Origin of the sequence: Brevibacterium sp. HMSC22B09, assembly GCF_001806795.1 — a bacterium.
Classification (GTDB): Bacteria; Actinomycetota; Actinomycetes; order Actinomycetales; family Brevibacteriaceae; genus Brevibacterium; species Brevibacterium ravenspurgense.
The window spans coordinates 65263-84867 of sequence record NZ_KV786009.1 but is presented as its reverse complement, the minus strand read 5'-3'; the positions used below and the strand labels follow the sequence as shown (position 1 = coordinate 84867).

Genomic DNA, 19605 nt, shown 5'->3' with positions numbered 1-19605 from the left:
GCGCGGCCGGCGGCGCGGCCGGCGGCGCGGGTGGCTCCGTTGTTCGCGTTGGCACGCTTGGTTTTGTTCGCGGCATGGCGCCGGAGGCGTTTGAGGTTGAGTTCGAGGCCGGACAGACTGTCGCTTATGTGTCGATCGGCAGTGAGTATGCCGGTGCGCTGATCCTTGATGATCAGGCGAGGGACAACGCCGGACAGTTGGTTTCGGAGCTTAGGCGTCATGGCTTTGAAAAGGTCACGATGCTCACTGGCGACAATCCGCACACTGCGCAGGCGATTGCTGCGGAGGTCGGGATTGACGATGTGCACGCTTCGCTTCTGCCGGAGGACAAGGTTCGTCTGCTGCACGAGATCGAGCCGAAGCCGGTCATCATGGTCGGTGACGGTGTCAACGATGCGCCGGTTCTCGCGGCTGCCGGGGTTGGCATTGCGATGGGGGCTCGCGGCGATACAGAGGCCTCCGAAGCTGCTGATGTCGTGATCACCCGTGACGATATTTCCCGTGTTGGCAAGGCTGTCGACATTGGGCGTTGGACTTTGGCGGTGGCGAAGAGCGCCATTTGGATCGGCATCATTTTGTCGCTCGTGCTGATGGGCTTTGCGTTCTTCGGCTTCATTCCTGCGGTTGTCGGCGCGCTGCTGCAGGAAGTCATCGACCTGGCCGCAATCGTCTACGCACTGCGAGCACTGAAGGGCCCCGAACGCTTCAAGGTGTAGTTAGGGTTTCCAGCCTCGTGCCCGCAGGGCGTCTCGAATCACCGCGAGGTATTCAGCGGGCGGCATTGATTTGGTCACCCGGATGACAGTCCAGCCTGCCGCCTCGAAAGCGCGGTATCTGCGGATGTCCGTCGACCACTGTTGTGAATCGGTCATGTGGTGGATGCCTTCGTATTCGCAGCACACCTTGTACTCTTCCCAAGCCAGGTCGGGTTTTCTGCAGTCGCCGATGCTCGGCAGATAAACCCGCGGGTTGACTGCCGGTTCGGGCATTCCTGCATGAATGATCTCGAGGCGCAGGCTCGTTTCCCGAGGTGACTGCACCCCTGGTCTGGCCAGCGGCAGGGCTTTGCGCAGAGTTCTGTAGGTGCGGGACTGCGGCAGCTCCCGGATGAAGCTTTTAAGTTTGGCGTGATCGACTTTCGGGCCGCCATTCCACGTGCCCAAGAGTCCATCAAGAAGCTGCACCGCCTCACGGAAGTTCAATTCCGCAGCGATTTGAGCCATAACTTCCAGTCCGGATGCGACTGGAAGGTCGAACCAAAGGACTCTTTTATCTATGGGTTTGCGGTTGGACCTGACGTTCTTCATGCGAATCTGTCTGCCTCCGCGGCCGGTACTTACGAACACCAGTTCTTCACGCTGGAGTCTGTAAGGCAAAACCATGCCGTAGAGCGCCCCCGCAGTAGGCCCTACTCCGGTCGCTTCGGGGTATTTGCTCTGCACGGCAGAAAGCAGTTCCCGCTGTTTAAACCACAAGTCATCTGCCCAACGTGGCGCACTGCCGATGCTTCGAATGTCACCGAACGCTCGTACGCCGTGAACCAGCTGTCGGCTGTTGGCATCGATTGTCCATCTGCTTACACCGTTGTTCAGAAGGCTTCCCGTGGTGGCAATACCTGTGGCCGGTTTCCATAAACCGGACGTCGTGTTTTCTCCATGCCCCATATTCGGAAGGTAGGAGCGCTCGAGCAGCGGGCGCCACGGGTTTCTGGACCCTGTGGATAGCACCGGAGTTGTCCCCTGCACGGAGCACCGAAGTCAAAGCTCTGGAGAATCTGCTCTCAAGTGCAAAAACTCGGGCCAAAACAGGGTTTTTGGCCGAGTTTTTGACCACCTAAGCAGACTCCGGAGTTTTTGCACGCAGGAGCAGAAGCAGAAGCGAAGGTCGGGGCGGGGCTAGTCGGCTTGAGTTCTTGAGTTTGCCTGTAGGCCATGCCGGTGCGCGTTGCCGTTTGTGCTTTACGCCGCGGTGAACGCGTCGATGAGTGCTTCGGCGCTCGCACGGCCCTCGGCGATGGCGGTGGGGTAGTCCTCGCGCAGCATCAAGGACATCGTGCCCGTGTACGCGACCATGAGCGCCGACGCTAAGGCCTCCGCTCGGCTGCCAGAGCCCGCCGCAGCAGAACCCGCCGAGGCGCCGCTCACCTCTTCACTCCCATTTCCCGGGGCGTCGCCCGCCTGGGCGGACGAGGCGCCGCTCACCTCACCAGCGTCCTCACTTCCTGCCGCCTCGCCTGTGATTTCGCGGGCCGCGGCCAGGAGTCGTGTGCGCAGCAGCTGGGTTTCTTCGTCGAGAACGGCCTGCAGCTGAGCGCTGGGGTGTTCGATGGCGGCAGCGGTCCCGCTGAAGGCGCACCAGCGTTCGGTCATGTGTTCGCCCTGGTACGTCGTGAGCGCATCCCACAGAGCGAGTGCCCGGTCCTTCGGACAGTCAGCCGCGGCGATTTCGGCATCCCACACGCCTGTCCAAATATGCAGACGACGGCGCAAAGCAGCCGCGATCAGCCCTTCTTTGCTCCCGAAGTGTGAGTAGAGACTCGGCGGGGAGGCCTGTGCGTCTTTGAGGATCCGGTCGACGGGTGTGGAAATAACTCCGTGGATGAACAGCAGCGCGTCGGCGGAATCCAACAGTCGTTCGCGGACCGGCTTGGTCGCCTGCTTACGCACCGAACTCGCCGCAGGCCTACCCGCTGGCTTGGTCACCTGCTTACGCACCGAACTTGCCGCAGGCCTACCCGCAGGCCTACCCGCCTGTTCAACAGGCTGATTGCCTGCTGACCCATCCGTGGGTGCACTTGCAGGCTCACTCGCCTGCTTAGCCGCTGTTTCAGTTGCCTGCTCGGACGGCTTCATGGTTTGCAATCGTACTCCTGGACCTCGGCAGCACTTGGGTTCAGACTCGCCGGTGCCTCGTGTGCTCCGATCTTGTATCTCGACAAAAGTATAACGCTCGTTTTATTTTCGATATAACGTGCGTTATCGTTTTAAGTGAGCGTGAAGGGAAAACGCAGCAAACCTACAAGCCAAAAGCGAAGGAAGTGCCGTGCCGAGCATTTACATCAACGGACAGTGGCAAGAAGCGGAATCAAACGAAACCCGAGACATCCTCTGCCCGGCCGATGGATCGCACGTCATCACTGTCAGCGAAGGCGACCGTGCTGACGCCCGCCGCGCCATCGAAGCCGCCCGCACCACCTTCGACGAAGGAACCTGGGCCACGACCCCGGCAGCCGACCGCGGCGCCATCGTCAACCGCCTGGCCGACATCCTTGAGCGCGACAAGGACAAGGTCGCCCGCATGGAATCGCAGGACACGGGCAAGCGCTTCGTCGAGTCCCAGCAGGACATGGACGACATCATCAACGTCTTCCGCCACTTCGCAGCCCTGGCGAACAAGCACGCCGGCCGCGTGGTCGACCCGGGCGACCCGACCATCTCCAGCCGTGTCGTCACCGAACCGGTGGGCGTGTGCTCGCTCATCACGCCGTGGAACTTCCCGCTGCTGCAGACGGCCTGGAAGATCGCTCCGGCCATCGCCGCCGGAAACACCTTCGTGCTCAAGCCGGCCGAGCTGACTCCCCAGACCGCCATGTGGCTCATGGATGCCCTTGACGAGGCGGGGCTTCCGGCCGGTGTCGCAAACCTCGTCACCGGACCGGGTGCCACCGTGGGTGCCGAAATGACGGAAAACCCGCAGGTGGACCTCGTGTCGTTCACGGGTGGTCTCGAAACCGGCCGCGTGATCATGGCCGCTGCCGCTCCGACCGTCAAGAAGATCGCCCTGGAACTGGGCGGGAAGAACCCCAACATCATCTTTGCCGACGCTGATCTTGATGCGGCAATCGACAACGCTCTCACCGCGATCTTCCTGGACTCCGGCCAGGTGTGCTCGGCTGGTGCTCGTCTGATCGTCGAAGAGTCGATTCACGATGAGGTCGTGGACGAACTCGTCCGCCGCGCCGAACTCATCCGCCTGGGCGGCCCGTTTGACGAAAACGCCGAAACCGGCCCGCTCATCAGCGAAGACCACCTGAACAAGGTGCACCGCTACGTCGAAGAGGCCATCGAAGACGGCGCTGTTCTGCGCACCGGCGGCAAGCGCGGCGAAGGCGAACTGGCGCAGGGCTCTTACTATCTGCCGACCATCCTCGACCGCTGCGACCAGTCGATGCGCTGCGTCCACGACGAATCGTTCGGCCCCGTGCTGACGGTCGAAACCTTCTCCGGCGACACCGTAGAGGCGGCCGAAGACGCCGCAGTGGCACTGGGCAATGACACCATCTACGGCCTTGCCGGTGCCGTGTGGACCGAAAACGCCGGCCGCGCCGAACGAGTCGCCGGCCGCCTGCGCCACGGCACCGTCTGGATCAACGACTTCCACCCCTACGTCCCGCAGGCCGAATGGGGCGGCATGAAGCAGTCCGGCATCGGCCGTGAACTCGGCGAAGACGGCCTGGCCGAATACCAGGAGGTCAAGCACGTCTGGCACAACACCAAGCCGGCACCGGCCGACTGGTTCTCCGGCCGCAAAGCCTGACTCGCAGAGCCTGACCCACCCCACAATCTTCTGTTCTCAATTCCAAGGAGTGTTCCCGTGAAGAAGCACTACGACTATGTGATCGTCGGCGGCGGTTCCGCCGGTTCGGCGCTTGCCAACCGCCTGTCAGCTGACCCCAGCACCAGCGTGCTCGTGCTGGAGGCCGGACGTGCGGACTTCAAGTTCGACCCGCTGATCCACATGCCCGCAGCGCTCATGTTCCCGTCGGGCAACCCGATGTACGACTGGCGCTACCAGACTGACCCGGAACCGCACATGGGCGGCCGCCGCGTGGCGCACACCCGCGGTAAGGTGCTGGGCGGTTCGAGCTCGATCAACGGCATGATCTTCCAGCGCGGAAACGCCGGTGACTACGACAAGTGGGCCACCTTCGAAGGCATGGAGGACTGGGACTACGCCCACGTCCTGCCGTACTTCAAGCGCATGGAAACGACGCTGGCCGGTGCCGATGAGTGGCGCGGCGGCGCCGGTCCGCTGACCCTTGAGCGCAAGAAGGCCAACAGCCCGCTGTTCCAGGCCTTCTTCGAGGCCACCCGCCAGGCCGGCTACGCTCCGACGGATGACGTCAACGGCTACCGCCAGGAGGGCTTCGCCCCCTTCGATGCGAACACCTACAAGGGTTCGCGCATGAGCGCTTCGCGTTCCTACCTGTGGCCGGTCAAGAATCGCAAGAACCTCGACATTGCGACTCTCGCTTTTGTCACCCAGCTGCGCTGGAACGGCACCCGTGTGACCGGGGTCGACTTCGTACGAGGCGGAAAGAAGCCGCACAGCGTCTCCGCCGGCGAGGTGATCCTCTGTGGAGGTGCCTTCAACTCACCTCAGGTGCTGCAGCTGTCCGGTGTGGGCGATCCCGACCACCTGCGGTCGGTCGGCATCAAGCCGCGCGTCGACCTGCCGGGTGTTGGTGAGAACCTGCAGGACCACCTCGAGGTCTACCTGCAGCACGAATCGGTGCAGCCGGTTTCCATCCAGCCGTGGCTGAAGATGTGGAAGGCCCCGTGGATCGGTGCGCAGTGGCTGTTCGCCAACGCCGGTGTGGGTGCTTCGAACCACTTCGAGGGCGGCGGCTTCATCCGCACCAACGACGACGTCGTCTACCCGAACCTCATGTTCCACTTCCTGCCGATCGCCGTGCGCTACGACGGCACCGGTGGCGACCACGAACACGGATACCAGGTGCACATCGGCCCGATGAACTCCGACGTTCGCGGCCACGTGAAGATCAAGTCGAACGACCCCAAGCAGCACCCGTCGATCCTGTTCAACTACCTGTCGACCGAAAACGACCGTCGCGAATGGGTTGAGGTTGTGCGCGCTGCACGCCACATCCTGTCCCAGCCGGCGTTCGCACCGTTCGACGGCGGCGAACTGTCGCCCGGTAAGGACGTTGAAACCGACGAAGAGATCCTCGACTGGATTCGCCGCGACGCAGAAACCGCTCTGCACCCGTCGTGCTCGGCGAAGATGGGTGTCGACGACATGTCGGTTGTCGACCCCTCGTCCATGAAGGTCCACGGCACCGAGGGTCTGCGCGTTGTCGACGCTTCGGTCTTCCCGACCATCACCAACGGCAACATCTACGCACCCGTCATGATGGTTGCTGAGCGCGCTGCCGACCTCATTGCCGGCAACACCATGCTCGAGCCCGAATACCCGCCGGTCTACAAGGCCAAGTCCGGTATGCCGCTCTACCCCGAAGGCGACCCGCGCAACAGCGCGTGGAACGCCCGCACGGACATCCCCAGTGCGCTTGAGGCAATGGCTGCAGGTGATGACAAGTGAGCAGCACCCCATCAAACCCCAAGCCGCAGTCCCAGACTGCGGCGGGCGGCACCTCGTCAGCTGTTGGAGAAGTCGAACCTGAGCTTCGGCCCCAGGTGACCAGCCCCAAGGTCAAGCCGGTTGTGCTCGGCGTGACCGGAGTGTTCATCGCGCTGGTCGCCGGGTGGGCGCTGTTCTTCACGGAGTCGGCCGAGGCGACACTCGGCTTGCTCGTGGGATGGATCGGCAACTGGTTCGGCTGGTTCTACATCCTGCTGGCCACCGCGATTTTGGTGTTCGTGGTGGTACTCGCCCTGCGGTACTCCAAGATCCGCCTGGGCAAAGACACGGACCGGCCCGAATACTCGACGTTCGCGTGGGCATCCATGCTGTTCGCAGCCGGCATCGGCACCGACGTGATGTTCTTCGCAGTTGCCGAACCCGCCTCGCAGTACCTGGCGCCTCCCGTGACGGAAGCCGGATCGCTCGATGCGGCACGCGAAGGCACCGTGTGGACGCTGTTCCACTACGGCATCACCGGCTGGGGCATGTACACGCTCATGGGCATCGCCCTGGGCTACTTCGCGCACCGCAAGGGCCTGCCGCTGGCAGTCCGCTCGGCGCTCTATCCGCTGTTCGGCAAGCGCATCAAGGGCGGCGTGGGCAACGCCGTCGACATCGCAACGGTGCTCGGCACCATCTTCGGTGTTGCAACCTCGCTCGGTATTGGCGTGGTCATGCTCAACGTGGGCCTGGACATCATGTTCGGCATCGACCAGGGCACTCCCGCTCAGGTCGGCCTCGTGGTCGTCGCGGTTCTCGTGGCAATCGTGTCGGCAACATCCGGTGTTGATAAGGGCATCCGCATTCTCAGCCAGCTCAACGTGGTGCTCGCACTCGTGCTGGCCGGCTGGGTTCTGGTGTTCGGCGACACTGCGTTCCTGCTGCGTGCGGCAACCATGAACGTCGGCGACTTCATCAGCATGTTCCCCGGCCTGACGCTCGACACGATGGCATACGACCACCCGGCCGAATGGATGAACCTGTGGACCCTGTTCTTCTGGGCCTGGTGGGTTGCCTGGGCAAGCTTCGTCGGCATGTTCCTGGCCCGCATCTCCAAGGGCCGCACGCTGGGACAGTTCGTCATCGGCACGCTCACCATCCCGTTCATCTACATCCTCATGTGGGTGACGATGTTCGGAAACACAGCGATTGCGCGCATCCGTTCGGGCGACACCGCGTTTGCCGAAGCTGCAGTCGACACACCGGAATCCGGTTTCTACATGCTGCTGCAGCAGTTCCCCGGAGCGTTCTTCCTGGTGGGACTGGCAACGTTCGTCGGTCTGCTGTTCTACGTGACATCGGCTGACTCCGGTGCACTGGTCATGGCAAACCTCACCAGCCGCCTGCCGGATGCCGAAACTGACGCCAAGCCGTGGGTGCGCATCCTGTGGGCCGTGGCAACCGGTGTTCTGACGATCGCCATGCTGGTGGTCGGCGGCATCACCGCGCTGCAGTACGCCACGGTTGTCATGGGCTTGCCGTTCGCATTCGTCATGATCTTGGTTGCCATTGGTCTGCTGCGCGCACTGGAAGGTGAACGCAAGCAGACGCACGCCATGATGGATTCGCTGCGCTCGCAGGTTGTCGGTGCTGGTGGTGTTGTTGGCAGCGGTGCTGGTGCTGGTGCGGCGGGTGGCACTGGTGCTGGCAGCTGGCGGAATCGTCTGCGGCGCCAGTTCGGCAATGTGTCGCTGCGATCCACGCAGGAGCGCATGTCCGAGGTCGTCATCCCCGCGCTGGAAGAAGTCGCAGCGGAACTGCGTGAGCAGGGTGTTGACGCGCAGATCACCCGCGAAGACGACGTGTCGAAGAAGATCAAGCACTCCGTGTCGCTCACTGTTCAGGGCACGCACGAAATGCTGGAGAACTTCGACTACACGGCGCAGATTCGCCAGATCAAGGCCGCAACCTACGGCACCCGCATGCGCGAAGCAGACGATGTCTCAAGCCAGCTTGAGGTCAAGGTGCCCGGTGGCGGAACCTACGACATCTTGGATTACTCGCGTGAGCGGATCGCCCACGACGTCCTTGACCACTACACGTGGTGGCTGAACTCGAACGTCGCTGTGACGGAGGAGACCAAGGTAGGGGAGTAACTCTGCTGACACGTGCAAAAACTCCGGATTCTGCTTATACGTGCAAAAACTCGGCCGAAATCGCAGTTTTCGGCCGAGTTTTTGCACGCCAGAGCAGATTCGGCCCGCTTACGCCGTCCGGCCTAGGCGTTCAGCTAGGCGGTGGAAGCCCGGGTCTGGGTCGCCGAAGCGGTGCAGTGTCATCGAGATTGCCTGCTCGTGCAAGTAGTAGCGGCCTTCGATGCGGCCCGAGGCGGTCACCGGTTCATCGAGCACTGCCACTTCCGGCCGGTCGACAATGGCTTCGAGCACTTCGGGTTCCGCCGCACCAATATTGCGCACGCGGGCTGCTCCGTTGACCAGAAGCTGGCCATCGAAAAGGCGCTTGCCGAACTCAGCGGCTGATTCAAGGGCGACGCCGCCACCCGTGCCGTTCGCACTTCCGCCAGCGTCAGCTGCCGCGATGGCTGCCGCGCGGACAGATCCTTCTGCATCAGAGGCAACACTCCAGGTCAGCGGTGCACCCAGACGCTGAGCAGCTTCGGCAACGCGGGTGATTTCCACAGGCTTTGCCTCAGCAGTCACGCGCACGGTCACAGCCGTGGGCAGGTAGCGGAAGATGTTCGCCTCCGATTCGAAACCGTCCGAGTCGCGGGCAATGCCGAACTCGCGGCGAATGGCTTCGTCATCAGAGCGGCGGGCGCGTTCAAGCCAATCGCGTTCATCACGCGTTGCCGCAGTGCCCGAAACCGAACCACCCGCAGCACCCGCAGGGTTCGCGACTTTCGGTGCCTCCACCTCGTCAGCCAGAGCAGCCGAACCAGGCCTGTCCGCCCAGGTGCCCATCATGTGGACGTAGTTGGGCCCGCCGGCCTTGGAGCCCAGCCCGACCGACGACTTCTTCCAGCCGCCGAAGCTCTGCCGGCGCACGATCGCGCCCGTGATTCCGCGGTTGACGTACAGGTTGCCGGCTTGGACGCGGCCGAGCCATTCGTCGACTTCGCGCGGATCAAGCGAGTGAATGCCGGCGGTCAGGCCGTACTCGACGGCGTTCTGCAGGCGGATGGCTTCGTCAAGATCGCGCGCGTGCATGAGCCCGAGCACCGGCCCGAAGCACTCCGTCATGTGGAAGAACGACCCCGGCTGCACGCCGGTCCGGATACCCGGACGCCACAGCGGACCGGGCATGCCCGGTGCCCGCTGGTCCGAATCTGACGAGGTGCCGCCGGCTCCCACCCGCTTCTCACCAGGGGAAATGTCTCCGGTTGGGATGCCGGGTGCCGCAGCGAGCAGTTTCGGTTTGATGAGCCATTCTTCGCCGACTTCCAGGCGGGTCAGCCCGCGCTGGAGCTTGTCACTCGGGGCTCCCGTCAGCGGTCCGACTGTGGAGGCCAGGTTGAGCGGGGAGTCCACAATGAGAGATTCTGTCGCGTCGACCAGCTGGCTCAGGAAACGCTGTGATTCGTACATTGAGCCCACAAGAATGCCGAGCGATGCGGCCGAGCACTTCTGCCCCGCGTGTCCGAATGCTGAGTTCACGAGGTCGGCCACGGCGAGGTCGCGGTCGGCTGACGGAGTGATGATCATGGCGTTCTTGCCGCTGGTTTCGGCGTTGACCGCCAGGGAAGGTCGGAACGAACGGAAAAGCGCAGCTGTGTCAGAGGCTCCTGTCAGGATGACCCTGTCAACGTCCGGATGGCTGATGAGCGCCTTGCCGGTTTCGCTTTCAATCGGCGGCACCAGCTGCAGGACGTTGCGCGGGATGCCGGCTTGCCACAGCGTTTCGACGATCATCCGCGAACACTCGGGCGTCATGCCCGAAGGCTTGTGGATGACGGCTGAACCTGCGGCCAGCGCTGCCACGGTCGATCCCGTTGGGATTGCTACGGGGAAGTTCCACGGAGGTGTAATGACAGTTACTTGATCAGGTGTGAACTGCACGCCGTCGCGGGTTTCGATTTCTTCGATCTCGAGGGCCTGGTCGGCGTAGTAGCGGATGAAGTCGATGGCTTCGGACAGTTCGGGGTCGGACTGGGCGAGTGTTTTGCCTGCTTCGGCCGCTGCGACTGCGAGGAATTCGCCGCGTCGCTGTGCGAACAGTTCGGCTGCCCGCTGGAAGTAGGGCAGGCGGCCGCGTGCGCCGAGTGCTGCCCAGTCGGCTGCTGCCTGCTTGGCGGTCTGCACGGTTGTGTCGACGTCGAAGTCATCTGCGGTTCGCGGGCTGATGTCGATGCGCTCTGCCGCTGCGATCACCTGCCTGGACCATTCTTGGTTGGCCGGCAGGGCGGGGTCGGTGTTCGGCTCGTTTGCGAAGCCGCGGACGGGGGCCGCTGCGGGGGAGCCGGGGTTGGCTGCTGGTGCGGCTTCGGTGCCTTCGCTCGAGGTGCCTGTGCTCGAGGTGCCATCCGGGTTGGGCGAGGGTGTCTCCGCAGGACCCACGCCCGAGGTGCCTTCACCTGCCGCGCTTCCCTCACCTTGACCGGCGCCCGCGCTCTCACCCGAGGTGTCGGGCTGGGTGGGGAGCGACGCCTCGTGCAGTCGGTTCTGCGTGCGGTTGGGGCCGGGAGGTGTGTCGCCTTCGCGGGCGAGCACGGTTTCGAGGTCGCTCAGCGAGGCCAGGAAGCGGCTGCGTTCGCGTTGGAAGATCGGCCCGCCGTCGGTCAGGTCGAAGATGCCGGACATGAAGTTTTCGTTTGCGGCGTTTTCTTCCAGGCGGCGGACCAGGTAGGAGATCGCGACGTCGAACTGTTCGGGTGCGACGGCCGGGACGTACAGGAGGACGTCGCCGACGTCGGCTGCGACCTGCTCGGACTGTTCTTCGGCCATGCCGTGCAGCATTTCGAATTCGATGCGGTCGTCAACGCCGCGCCGCTTCGACAGGTGGTGGGCGAAGGCGATGTCGAACAGGTTGTGTCCGGCGGCACCCAGGCGCAGTCCCTGCATGTTCTCTGGGGTCAGCAGCCAGTGGAGGACGCGCTTGTAGTTGGCGTCGGTGGCCTGTTTGGAGGGGTTGACGGTCAGGGGCCATTCGGCGGTTTCGGCGTGCACGCGTTCCATGGAAAGGTTTGCGCCCTTGACCAGGCGCACTTTGATGCCGGCGCCGCCGTCGGCCACGCGCTGTGCCCCGAATTCGGCCAGCCGCTGGGTGGCTTCGAGTGCATCCGGCAGGTAGGCCTGCAGCACGATGCCGGCTTCCAGGTTCTTGAACGCCGGTTCGCTCAGCAGGCGTTCGAAGACGTCGATTGTCAGGTGGAGGTCCTGGTATTCCTCCATGTCGAGGTTGATGAACTTCGGGCCGCGGCCGGCGGCTTCGAGTTCGACAGCGTCTTCGTACAGGGGGCGCAGGCGGTTGACCACGTAGTCGACGGTGCCGGGGTAGTCCCACATGCTGATCTGCGAGGCGACAGAGGACACTTTGATCGATACGTAGTCGACATCACCCCTGGCCAGAAGCCTGCGGGTGTCCTGCAGGTGGCGGTCGGCCTCTTCTTCGCCGAGCACCGCTTCGCCCAGAAGGTTGATGTTGAGACGGTGTCCGGCCTCGTGCATTGCCTTGACAGCTTTGCCGAATGGTTCGGGGCGGGCGTCGATCACCATGTGCCCGACCATCTGCCGCAGGCGAGCCTTGGCGACGGGGATGACCACGTGCGGCAGCTTCTCAGCCATGGCGGCGCCGGCCTTGATCTGCATGCGCTCTGCCAAGGGCAGGGATTTGGGGGTGAGTTCGGCGATTTCGGTCAGTGCTTTTGCGGCGGCCCGAGGGTCTTCCGTGCGGATGACTCGGTCCACAAAGCCCTGCGTGAACGGCAGTCCGTTGGGGTCTTTCAGCACCGCCGCCAGGAGGCGCGCGCCCTTGTCAGCCTGGCGGGTGGCCTTGTTGGCTGCCTCTTTGGCTGCGGTTGTTCCGGTCGAGCCAGCTGCCGAGGTGGAACTTGCCTCACCCTGCTGGTTCGCCTTGCGCAGCCACTTGCGGACTGTGTCGATGGCTTCGGCGCTGACTGCGGACAGTTCGGCGTCGGTGATGAAATCTGCTTCTGTATGCGACACGATCGCTCCTCTTCACTGAGATGCTCAGGCCGCCGGGTGGCTGTGGCCTTCTGGCTCTGGCCGCCCGGTGTGTGCTCACGCCACGGTGCATGAGCCGTTTTCGACATTGTGGGTCTGAATGGCTGACATCAGAGCACAGCAGGCGATAATCTGAGTCAAAAGTCACTCATGCCCAGGTGAGTTCAGCCTGCACGGAAGTTGTGCGCGCAAGGTGGGCGGCACCTCGGCGGGGGAGAAGGCTTCGAAGAGGAGGCCCTGTGTCAGGTGTGGAACGCGGGCGGCGGCTCCGGGGTGCACCGGCTGCCGGGCGGGTGCAGAACGCTGGGTCCGAACGGGTGCGCGGGCAAGCCGCCCAGCGGGAGCGGATGGGTCGGCCGGAAAAGCAGTCGCGCGCGAACCGGGCAGTGGCGCGAGCCTTGGCGCTGGCCGGTCGCGATGTCGTCGGCCAGGCGTACGGCACGCGCGGACTGGCAGAAGAGTTAGGTCTTTCGCAGACCCTTGTTTCACGTGCCTGCCGGTGGTTGGAGGGTGTGGCTGACAGTGCGCCGAACGCGGATGAGTTGCCGACTTGGGTGCTCATCGATGAAATCCGGGTGGAAGACAGCCGCCTAACGCTCATCTTCAGAGCGGGGGAGGGTGTCGCCTCTGATGCGCCCGAGGTGGGTGTTCCCAAAGCGGGCCCGAGTGCCAGGGTTTTTGCATTTTGTGGTGGCGAGGTTGGCGCTTCCGAACCTGCCCCTCGCCTTCAGTGGGGTTCTACGAACAGACGGCGTCGCGGCTGGGCGTTTTTGGGCGCTTTGCGGCAGTGGGCAGATCGGGATGCGTTCAGCATTGAGCTCGTCACACCGGACAGCCCAGTCCGCGTGCGCGAGTTTCATGACTTTGACGTGTTCGCCAGGGTGGTCGCTGGGTTGCTCACCTGCGTGAGCAGCGGGGTTGCTCTGGGAGGTTCGCTGGGACACGGCGGCGAGCCCAGCCTGAGCGAGCCGGCGGGCAATCCCGCCGGTTCGCCCGGCAGTGTAAGCATCCTCGCGACCGACGGCGTTCCGTTCGATGTTCTGGAATTTTTGGCCGATGCGGTCGCCGCGGACGTCAACACGTTCTTCTGGAGAAGGCCCGTTGAGGCGCTCCAAATTCCATCTACTTTTGACTCACTTTCTAGTGATGTTGGCTCTCTTGGTGCATCAAGCACTGCAGACAGCTCAAGTAATTCAGCTGCGGCAGGCAGAGCCAGCGCGGGCGGCCAACATTCGGGCAACCACCACCAGAACAACCAGGCCGATACTCGACGCCCATTCCTGTATCCATGGCGCGAGGTCGGCGACACGGTATGGCGGCGAACCCTGGTGGCGGAGTTAGAAGCCGATATCCGCGAACGCGATCTGCATGCGGGCGATCAGGTGTCGGTGCGGCATTTGGCGGATCGGATGGGCGTTGCGCAAAGGGAGATTGTGCGCGGGCTGGGCCAGCTGCAGACCAGCGGTGTGCTCGAACGCGCTGGCAGTACTTTCCGCTTCCCGGTTGTCTCCGGTGAGAGCGTGCTCGACCTTTACGCCGCGCGGTATGCGGTGGGTGTCGTGGTGTTGCGGGGCGCCTCGTCAGGCAGAGCCGCGCGCCAACCCACAGCCGGACGCACGGCCGCGGGAAGCGCCAACTCCCACCAGGCGTCAGCCGGTCACACCACCCCCAGCCAGCGCACCTCAAGCGAGCTGAGTGGGAGCCGACTGACACCTCGTGCGGAGCAGGCTCGCGGATCCCTGCACATTGCGGACCGCGCCCTGTCGAGGCTCGAGGCGGATGATTCCTTGGGGCCGCGGTCGGTGGATCGGTTGGATCTGCAGTTTCAGCAGGGGCTTGCGGAAGCGTCGGGTTTGGAGCACACGGCGGATGTTTTCGATTCGCTGGGGCAGAGGCTGCGGTTGTTGATTGCGATTCTGCGAGTGGATTACGCGCCCGCGGCGGCGAAAATCTGCTCGGATAATGCCGCGATTCTGGCGGCTGTGCGCAAGGGCCGGGCAGACGAGGCGATTGCGGTGTGGCGCAGCAAGATTGAGAACGCGGTGCGCCACATGTCATCCGTCGCGGGTCTGCGCCGCTTCGATGTGGCCGCCTGGCAAAGCCTGGTTGAGTAAAGAAAGGCGGGAAGGCCAGCCCAAAAGGCCCGCTACTGATTGAATCTTCAATCTGCAAATGTGACAATCGAAGCATGACCGATCGCGAAAACCTGCACCCAGAACACTCGAAGCCGGGCGTTTACGTGTCCAAGGGCAAGGCGTTCGAGCGCGACATGCGCTACATCGACGACCGCATTGTGGCCGACCCGGTAGGCACGCCGAAAAAGCACGATGACCAGATTCTGTGGCCCGTCGAGGCCGGGCGGTACCGCCTGGCGGCGGCGAAGGCGTGTCCGTGGGCGAATCGCACGCTGATCGTGCGCAGGCTGCTGGGTTTGGAAGACGCGATTTCGCTTGCGTTGGCTGGACCGACGCACGATGAGCGTTCCTGGACTTTCGACCTGGACGAGGGCGGCGTCGACCCGGTGCTCGGCATCGAGCGGCTGCAGCAGGCCTACTTTGCGCGCTTCCCCGACTATCCGCGGGGGATCACTGTTCCCGCAATTGTCGAGGTGGAAACCGGGCAGGTGGTCACGAACGACTTCAATCAGATCACCTTGGATTTCTCGACTGAATGGACCGCGTTCCACCGTAAAGGCGCGCCGGATCTGTACCCTGAAGCGCTGCGGGATGAGATGGACCAGCTGATGCACTGGGTGTTCACCGAGGTCAACAACGGTGTGTACCGCTGTGGTTTCGCGGGATCGCAGGAGGCTTATAACGAGGCCTTCGAGCGTCTGTTCACAGCTTTGGACCGGCTTGAGGAGCGCCTGACAGGTCAGCGTTTTCTGATGGGTGAGTCGATTACCGAGGCGGATGTTCGTCTGTTTACGACCCTCGCGCGGTTTGACGTTGTGTACTACTCGCACTTCAAGTGCAATCGTCAGCAGCTGCGCGACTTCCCTGCGTTGTGGGCGTATGCCCGTGACCTGTATCAGATGCCCGGTTTTGGTGACACGATTGACTTCCAGCAGATCAAAGATCACTACTACATCGTGCAGAAGTCGGTAAACCCGACCGGCATTGTGCCGTTGGGTCCGGACACTTCGGTGTGGATGGAACCGCACGGGCGTGAGGCACTGTCGGACCGCCCTTGGGGCGACGGCACAGCGCCACAGCCGGTGGGCTGATTTTCAGTTCCGAACTCACGAGGCGCCGGGCCGGTTCGCGCGCCAAACTCACGAGGCGCCGGGCCCGGGTGGCGGGCCGAGCCTCGCCACCCGGTCGGGCCTCACCTCCCGGCCGCACTCACCACCCGCTGGCCACCCCGACGTTGGAAACTCACAGCCCTCGGCCGATGAGTTCCTTCATGATTTCGTTTGTGCCGCCGTAGATCTTCTGTACGCGCGACGATGCGTAGGCCCTCGCGATGGGGTATTCGTTCATGAAGCCGTAGCCGCCGAATACCTGCAGTACCTTGTCGACGATGGTGTTCTGCATGTCGGTTGCCCAGTACTTGGCAGCCGAAGCCTTTTCGGTGGAAAGCTTGCCAGCGGTGTGCTCAGCAATTGCGTGGTCAACGAAGGTGCGTACGGCCAATGCTTCGGTGGATGCTTCGGCCAGAACGAATTTGGTGTTCTGGAATTTGACGATCGGCACACCGAACGCTTCACGGTCCTTGGCATACGAAATCCCTGCCCGCACTGCGGCTTCGGCAACTCCGGCACCGCCGACGGCAATGGCTAGACGTTCCTGCGGCAGCTGGTTCATCAGCTGGTAGAAGCCCTTGCCTTCGCCGGCCTCGCCACCAAGAACGTTGCCAACGGGTACGCGCATGTCGGTGAAGAACAGTTCGCGCGTGTCCTGTCCGCGCATGCCCATTTTGTCGAGCACTCGGCCGCGCTCAAATCCAGGCGCCGACGTTCCAGAATCACCGACAACGTCTTCGCCGCCGACTTCAGCGACGATAAGCGAAATACCTTTCGCACCCGGTTCGTCCGAGGTGCGGGCCACGATGATCACGATGTCGCAGTGGGTGCCGTTGGTGATGAAGGTTTTGGAGCCGTTGATGACCCATTCGTCGCCGTCGCGCTCGGCCTTTGTGCGGATGGACTGCAGGTCGGATCCGGTGCCGGGTTCGGTCATGGCGATTGCGGCGACGTATTCGCCGGAGGCCAGTTTCGGCAGCCAGGCTTTTTTCTGTTCTTCGGTGCCGTATTCGAGGATGTAGTGCGCACAGATCGACGAGTGCACGGAGTAGCCCCACGCGTCGTCAAAGGCGAGTCCCTGTTCGTGCAGCACAATCGCTTCGTGGCGGAAGTCGCCGCCTCCGCCGCCGTATTCTTCGGGTACGGAGATGCACAGCAGGCCGGCCTGCCCGGCTTTGCGCCACACGTCGCGGTCAACGCGGTGCTGCTGCGCAAAGCGTTCCTGGTGGGGTGTGATTTCGTTGGCGATGAATTCGCGGGTCAGTTTGCGCAGTTCGCTGGTGTCTTCGTCTTCCCAGGTTCCGCGGTAGTCATCCAGGATCATGGTGTCTCCTTTGTGTGGGTTTCGGTTGTGTTGCTTGTGTAGGTGACGCGGACGGCAAGGTCAGTGGTGTTGCGCGGGGGCAATCCGTCTGAGCTTTCGAGGCCGTCCCATATGTGGTCGAGCATGGGCACCAGGAAGAGCCGGCCCAGGTAGCGCACCAGGAGTTCGGCAACCTGAACTGCTTCTGGCCCGGTCGAGGTGGAAAAGCCTGCATTGCGGGCCCCCCGGATCACGTCGCGGGTGAGTTCGGTTATCCGGTGGGCCAGGCCCGAGGCGCCCTCGGCATCCGCTCCCGGGGCCAGCAGGATGCGCCGGGTGTAGTCGACGATCTCGGGGTTGGCCTCCAGCAAGCGCCCGACGTTGGCGTCGCGGATGCGGCGCAGCTCCTCGGCGGTGCTGATGTCGGGTGGGAGGTCGTCGAGGGCTTCCCTCAGGCGGGCGAGGATGTCGTCCTCGATTGCCCGGATGAGCCCGGCTTTGCTGCCGAAATGGTGGACAACGGAGCCGTGGGCAATCGGGGTGGCTTCGGCGATCTGGCGCAGTGACACAGCATGGTGGCCATGTGCTGCGAACAGTTTGAGTGCGGCTGTGCGGATGCGCGCTTTTGAGGACATATCGCCGTGTGTCACGTCAGCCATGTGCGTGTCCTCTCGTGCTGTGGGCCTGTTGTGAGGCCGGTCGTAGGCCTGTCGTCGGCCCTGGATTTCGGCTGTTTCTGAAGCCCCGGCCCTAACTCTTCTCCAAATGGATAATAACCAATACACTTGGAGAACAACAGGGTTTGAAGGAGAGCCCCCGTAGGTCGGGATGACCATCTCAAAGACGCGAAAGGATCACCCATGGCCCACTTGTCCACCATTCTTGAACGCACAGCACAGCGCCGGCCTGAGGCCACAGCGCTCATCAGCGACGAGCTCACCATGTCCTATCCGCAGCTGAATGCCGCGGCCAATCAGTTCGCCCGAGTGCTGGCCGATCACGGTGTGGGCAAGGGTGACCGTGTGGTTCTCAACAGCATCAACAGCCCGTACTTCGTGGTTGCCGCCTATGCGGTGTTCAAGCTCGGGGCTGTTCTGTCCCCGGCCAATCCCCAGTCCACGGGCCCGGAGCTGGCGTACTTCCTGCGCGATTCCGGCGCGAAAACCTTTGTTGCCCACCCGGCACTTGCCAAGCCATCAGCGGATGCCTTCAACCGCCTCGGCGGCGGGGAAGAAGAGACCCCCGCCCCCGAAGCCCCCATCGGTCTGAGCCTCGGTCCTGTTGACCCCTCGACCCCGGGTGCTGACCGGTTCACAGACGCGCTCGCCCTGGCAACCCAGGCCGATGACACCAACCTGGGCACAGCGGTAGAGGAGAGCGATAACGCGCTCATCCTTTACACCTCGGGAACTACGGGTAATCCCAAGGGAGCGGTCCTGGATCATCACGCGGCCATTTGGGCCGGTATGTCGCTGGGCTTGAGCACGGGTCTGCATGAGGGTGAGCGGGTGCTGATGATTGCGCCGATGTACCACTCGGCGCCGTTGACGAACGTTCTGTTCCCCACGATTCTGGCTGCCGGCGCGATCGTCATCCGCCCGACGTTCGATCCGCAGGATGCGCTTAACGCAATTGAGAAGCACAAGTGCACGTTCACGTTTGCGGTGCCGACCATGTTGGCGCTCATGCTGCGGGTGCCGAATGTGGAAAGCATTGATGTTTCGTCGATGCAGCGGATCTTCTACGGGGCTGCTCCCATGCCGGGTTCGCTGGTCACCAGGGTTATTGATGCGTTCCCGAATGCTCGGCTGACCCAGGGTACGGGCCTGACTGAGGGCGGTCCCGGTGGTGCGGTGCTCACGCACGAGGAGATCTTGGAGCGCCCGTGGGCTTCTGGCCGTGGGGCGAATCCGAATGGTGTGTACCGGATTGTCGACCCTGAGGGCAATGATGTTGCCGAAGGTGAGGTCGGCGAAATGATCCTTAAGTCCGAATCGATGATGAAGGGCTACTGGAACAAGCCCGAAGAGACCGCGAAGACCATCCGGGATGGTTGGCTGCACACCGGTGACCTGGCAAAACGTGAATCTGATGGGTTCATGACGCTGGTCGACCGGATGAAGGACATGATCATCTCGGGTGGGAAGAACATCTATTCCGCCGAGGTGGAGAATGCTGTCTCTGGTCACCCCGGTGTTCTGGACGTGGCTGTTGTGGGTGATCTGCACGAGGTGTACGGGGAGACCGTTGTTGCGGTGATCGTGCCGGCTGATCCGGAGAACACGCCCACCTTGGAGTCGATTCGCGAACACGCAGCGCAGACGCTCTCGAAGTTCAAACTGCCCAGGAAGGTGCTGTACAGGGACATTCCGCGCAACCCGTCGGGCAAAATCCTCAAGCACCGCCTGCGTGATGCCGTGAGGAGCGAGTCCGCGGGGGAGTGAGCCTGTGGTGTGAGTCGGTGCTGTGGGCCCGGCGGGTGCCTGGTGAAAGGTGCCCGCCGGGACTTTCTTGCCTCGTGGTGTTTGCGCGGG

General features: G+C 63.1%; 12 protein-coding genes. 7 read left to right on the top strand and 5 right to left on the bottom strand.

All coding sequences use genetic code 11. The features are described 5' to 3' along the window. Positions 1-716: HAD-IC family P-type ATPase (locus tag HMPREF3087_RS04695; protein ID WP_141738873.1), on the top strand; the 716-nt coding region annotated here is incomplete at its 5' end. On the opposite strand, the gene HMPREF3087_RS10505 is transcribed toward HMPREF3087_RS04695, so the two are convergent. Both HMPREF3087_RS10505 and HMPREF3087_RS04685 read right to left on the bottom strand, forming a co-directional pair. Next, the gene (locus HMPREF3087_RS10505; RefSeq protein WP_141738872.1) at positions 717-1664 is read right to left on the bottom strand and encodes a hypothetical protein; all 948 of its coding nucleotides are present in this window, start codon (positions 1662-1664) and stop codon (positions 717-719) included. Positions 1665-1958: 294 nt separating this feature from the next. Then, positions 1959-2852 carry a TetR/AcrR family transcriptional regulator gene (locus HMPREF3087_RS04685; protein WP_256173040.1) on the bottom strand — a complete coding sequence of 298 codons (894 nt, stop codon included), beginning with the start codon at positions 2850-2852 and terminating at the stop codon, positions 1959-1961. A 190-nt stretch (positions 2853-3042) separates the two neighbouring features. Between HMPREF3087_RS04685 and HMPREF3087_RS04680 the strand changes: the two genes are divergently transcribed. From HMPREF3087_RS04680 to betT, 3 genes are read left to right on the top strand one after another with little or no spacing between them, the layout of a single operon-like run. Beyond that, entirely contained in the window at positions 3043-4536 is a 1494-nt protein-coding gene (locus HMPREF3087_RS04680) for an aldehyde dehydrogenase family protein (protein WP_070428259.1), read from the top strand. A 57-nt stretch (positions 4537-4593) separates the two neighbouring features. Then, on the top strand, positions 4594-6342 hold the full coding sequence (gene betA / locus HMPREF3087_RS04675; RefSeq protein ID WP_062019957.1) for a choline dehydrogenase: 1749 nt from the start codon (positions 4594-4596) through the stop codon (positions 6340-6342). After that, on the top strand, positions 6339-8480 hold the full coding sequence (betT, locus tag HMPREF3087_RS04670) for a choline BCCT transporter BetT (RefSeq protein ID WP_070428258.1): 2142 nt from the start codon (positions 6339-6341) through the stop codon (positions 8478-8480). The genes betA and betT overlap by 4 nt, the downstream gene beginning before the upstream one ends. 108 nt (positions 8481-8588) lie before the next feature. On the opposite strand, the gene HMPREF3087_RS04665 is transcribed toward betT, so the two are convergent. Further along, a complete protein-coding gene (locus HMPREF3087_RS04665; RefSeq protein ID WP_070428257.1) occupies positions 8589-12506 on the bottom strand; it encodes a proline dehydrogenase family protein in 3918 nt (1305 codons plus the stop codon). A gap of 365 nt (positions 12507-12871) precedes the next feature. On the opposite strand from HMPREF3087_RS04665, the gene HMPREF3087_RS04660 reads away from it, so the two are divergent. After that, positions 12872-14638 carry an FCD domain-containing protein gene (locus HMPREF3087_RS04660; protein ID WP_141738871.1) on the top strand — a complete coding sequence of 589 codons (1767 nt, stop codon included), beginning with the start codon at positions 12872-12874 and terminating at the stop codon, positions 14636-14638. Positions 14639-14712: 74 nt separating this feature from the next. Further along, complete coding sequence (locus tag HMPREF3087_RS04655) at positions 14713-15750, top strand: glutathione S-transferase family protein (protein ID WP_070428255.1); 1038 nt, start codon at positions 14713-14715, stop codon at positions 15748-15750. 151 nt (positions 15751-15901) lie between these two features. On the opposite strand, the gene HMPREF3087_RS04650 is transcribed toward HMPREF3087_RS04655, so the two are convergent. Continuing rightward, entirely contained in the window at positions 15902-17092 is a 1191-nt protein-coding gene (locus HMPREF3087_RS04650; protein ID WP_070428254.1) for an acyl-CoA dehydrogenase family protein, read from the bottom strand. Beyond that, positions 17089-17730 (bottom strand): TetR/AcrR family transcriptional regulator, encoded by a 642-nt coding sequence (locus HMPREF3087_RS04645; RefSeq protein WP_070428253.1) that lies wholly within the window; start codon positions 17728-17730, stop codon positions 17089-17091. The genes HMPREF3087_RS04650 and HMPREF3087_RS04645 overlap by 4 nt, the downstream gene beginning before the upstream one ends. Positions 17731-17931: 201 nt before the next feature. On the opposite strand from HMPREF3087_RS04645, the gene HMPREF3087_RS04640 reads away from it, so the two are divergent. Next, positions 17932-19515: a class I adenylate-forming enzyme family protein gene (locus HMPREF3087_RS04640; protein WP_070428252.1), complete on the top strand. Its 1584-nt coding sequence runs from the start codon at positions 17932-17934 to the stop codon at positions 19513-19515. Positions 19516-19605: the final 90 nt, after the last annotated feature.

Excerpts from the sequence above, each read along its gene's own strand:
- HMPREF3087_RS04685 (WP_256173040.1), bottom strand. The coding sequence starts at position 2,852 with ATGAAGCCGTCCGAGCAGGCAACTGAAACAGCGGCTAAGCAGGCGAGT.
- HMPREF3087_RS04645 (WP_070428253.1), bottom strand. The coding sequence starts at position 17,730 with ATGGCTGACGTGACACACGGCGATATGTCCTCAAAAGCGCGCATCCGC.
- HMPREF3087_RS04660 (WP_141738871.1), top strand. The coding sequence starts at position 12,872 with ATGGGTCGGCCGGAAAAGCAGTCGCGCGCGAACCGGGCAGTGGCGCGA.
- HMPREF3087_RS04650 (WP_070428254.1), bottom strand. The coding sequence starts at position 17,092 with ATGATCCTGGATGACTACCGCGGAACCTGGGAAGACGAAGACACCAGC.
- HMPREF3087_RS04655 (WP_070428255.1), top strand. The coding sequence starts at position 14,713 with ATGACCGATCGCGAAAACCTGCACCCAGAACACTCGAAGCCGGGCGTT.
- HMPREF3087_RS10505 (WP_141738872.1), bottom strand. The coding sequence starts at position 1,664 with ATGGGGCATGGAGAAAACACGACGTCCGGTTTATGGAAACCGGCCACA.
- HMPREF3087_RS04640 (WP_070428252.1), top strand. The coding sequence starts at position 17,932 with ATGGCCCACTTGTCCACCATTCTTGAACGCACAGCACAGCGCCGGCCT.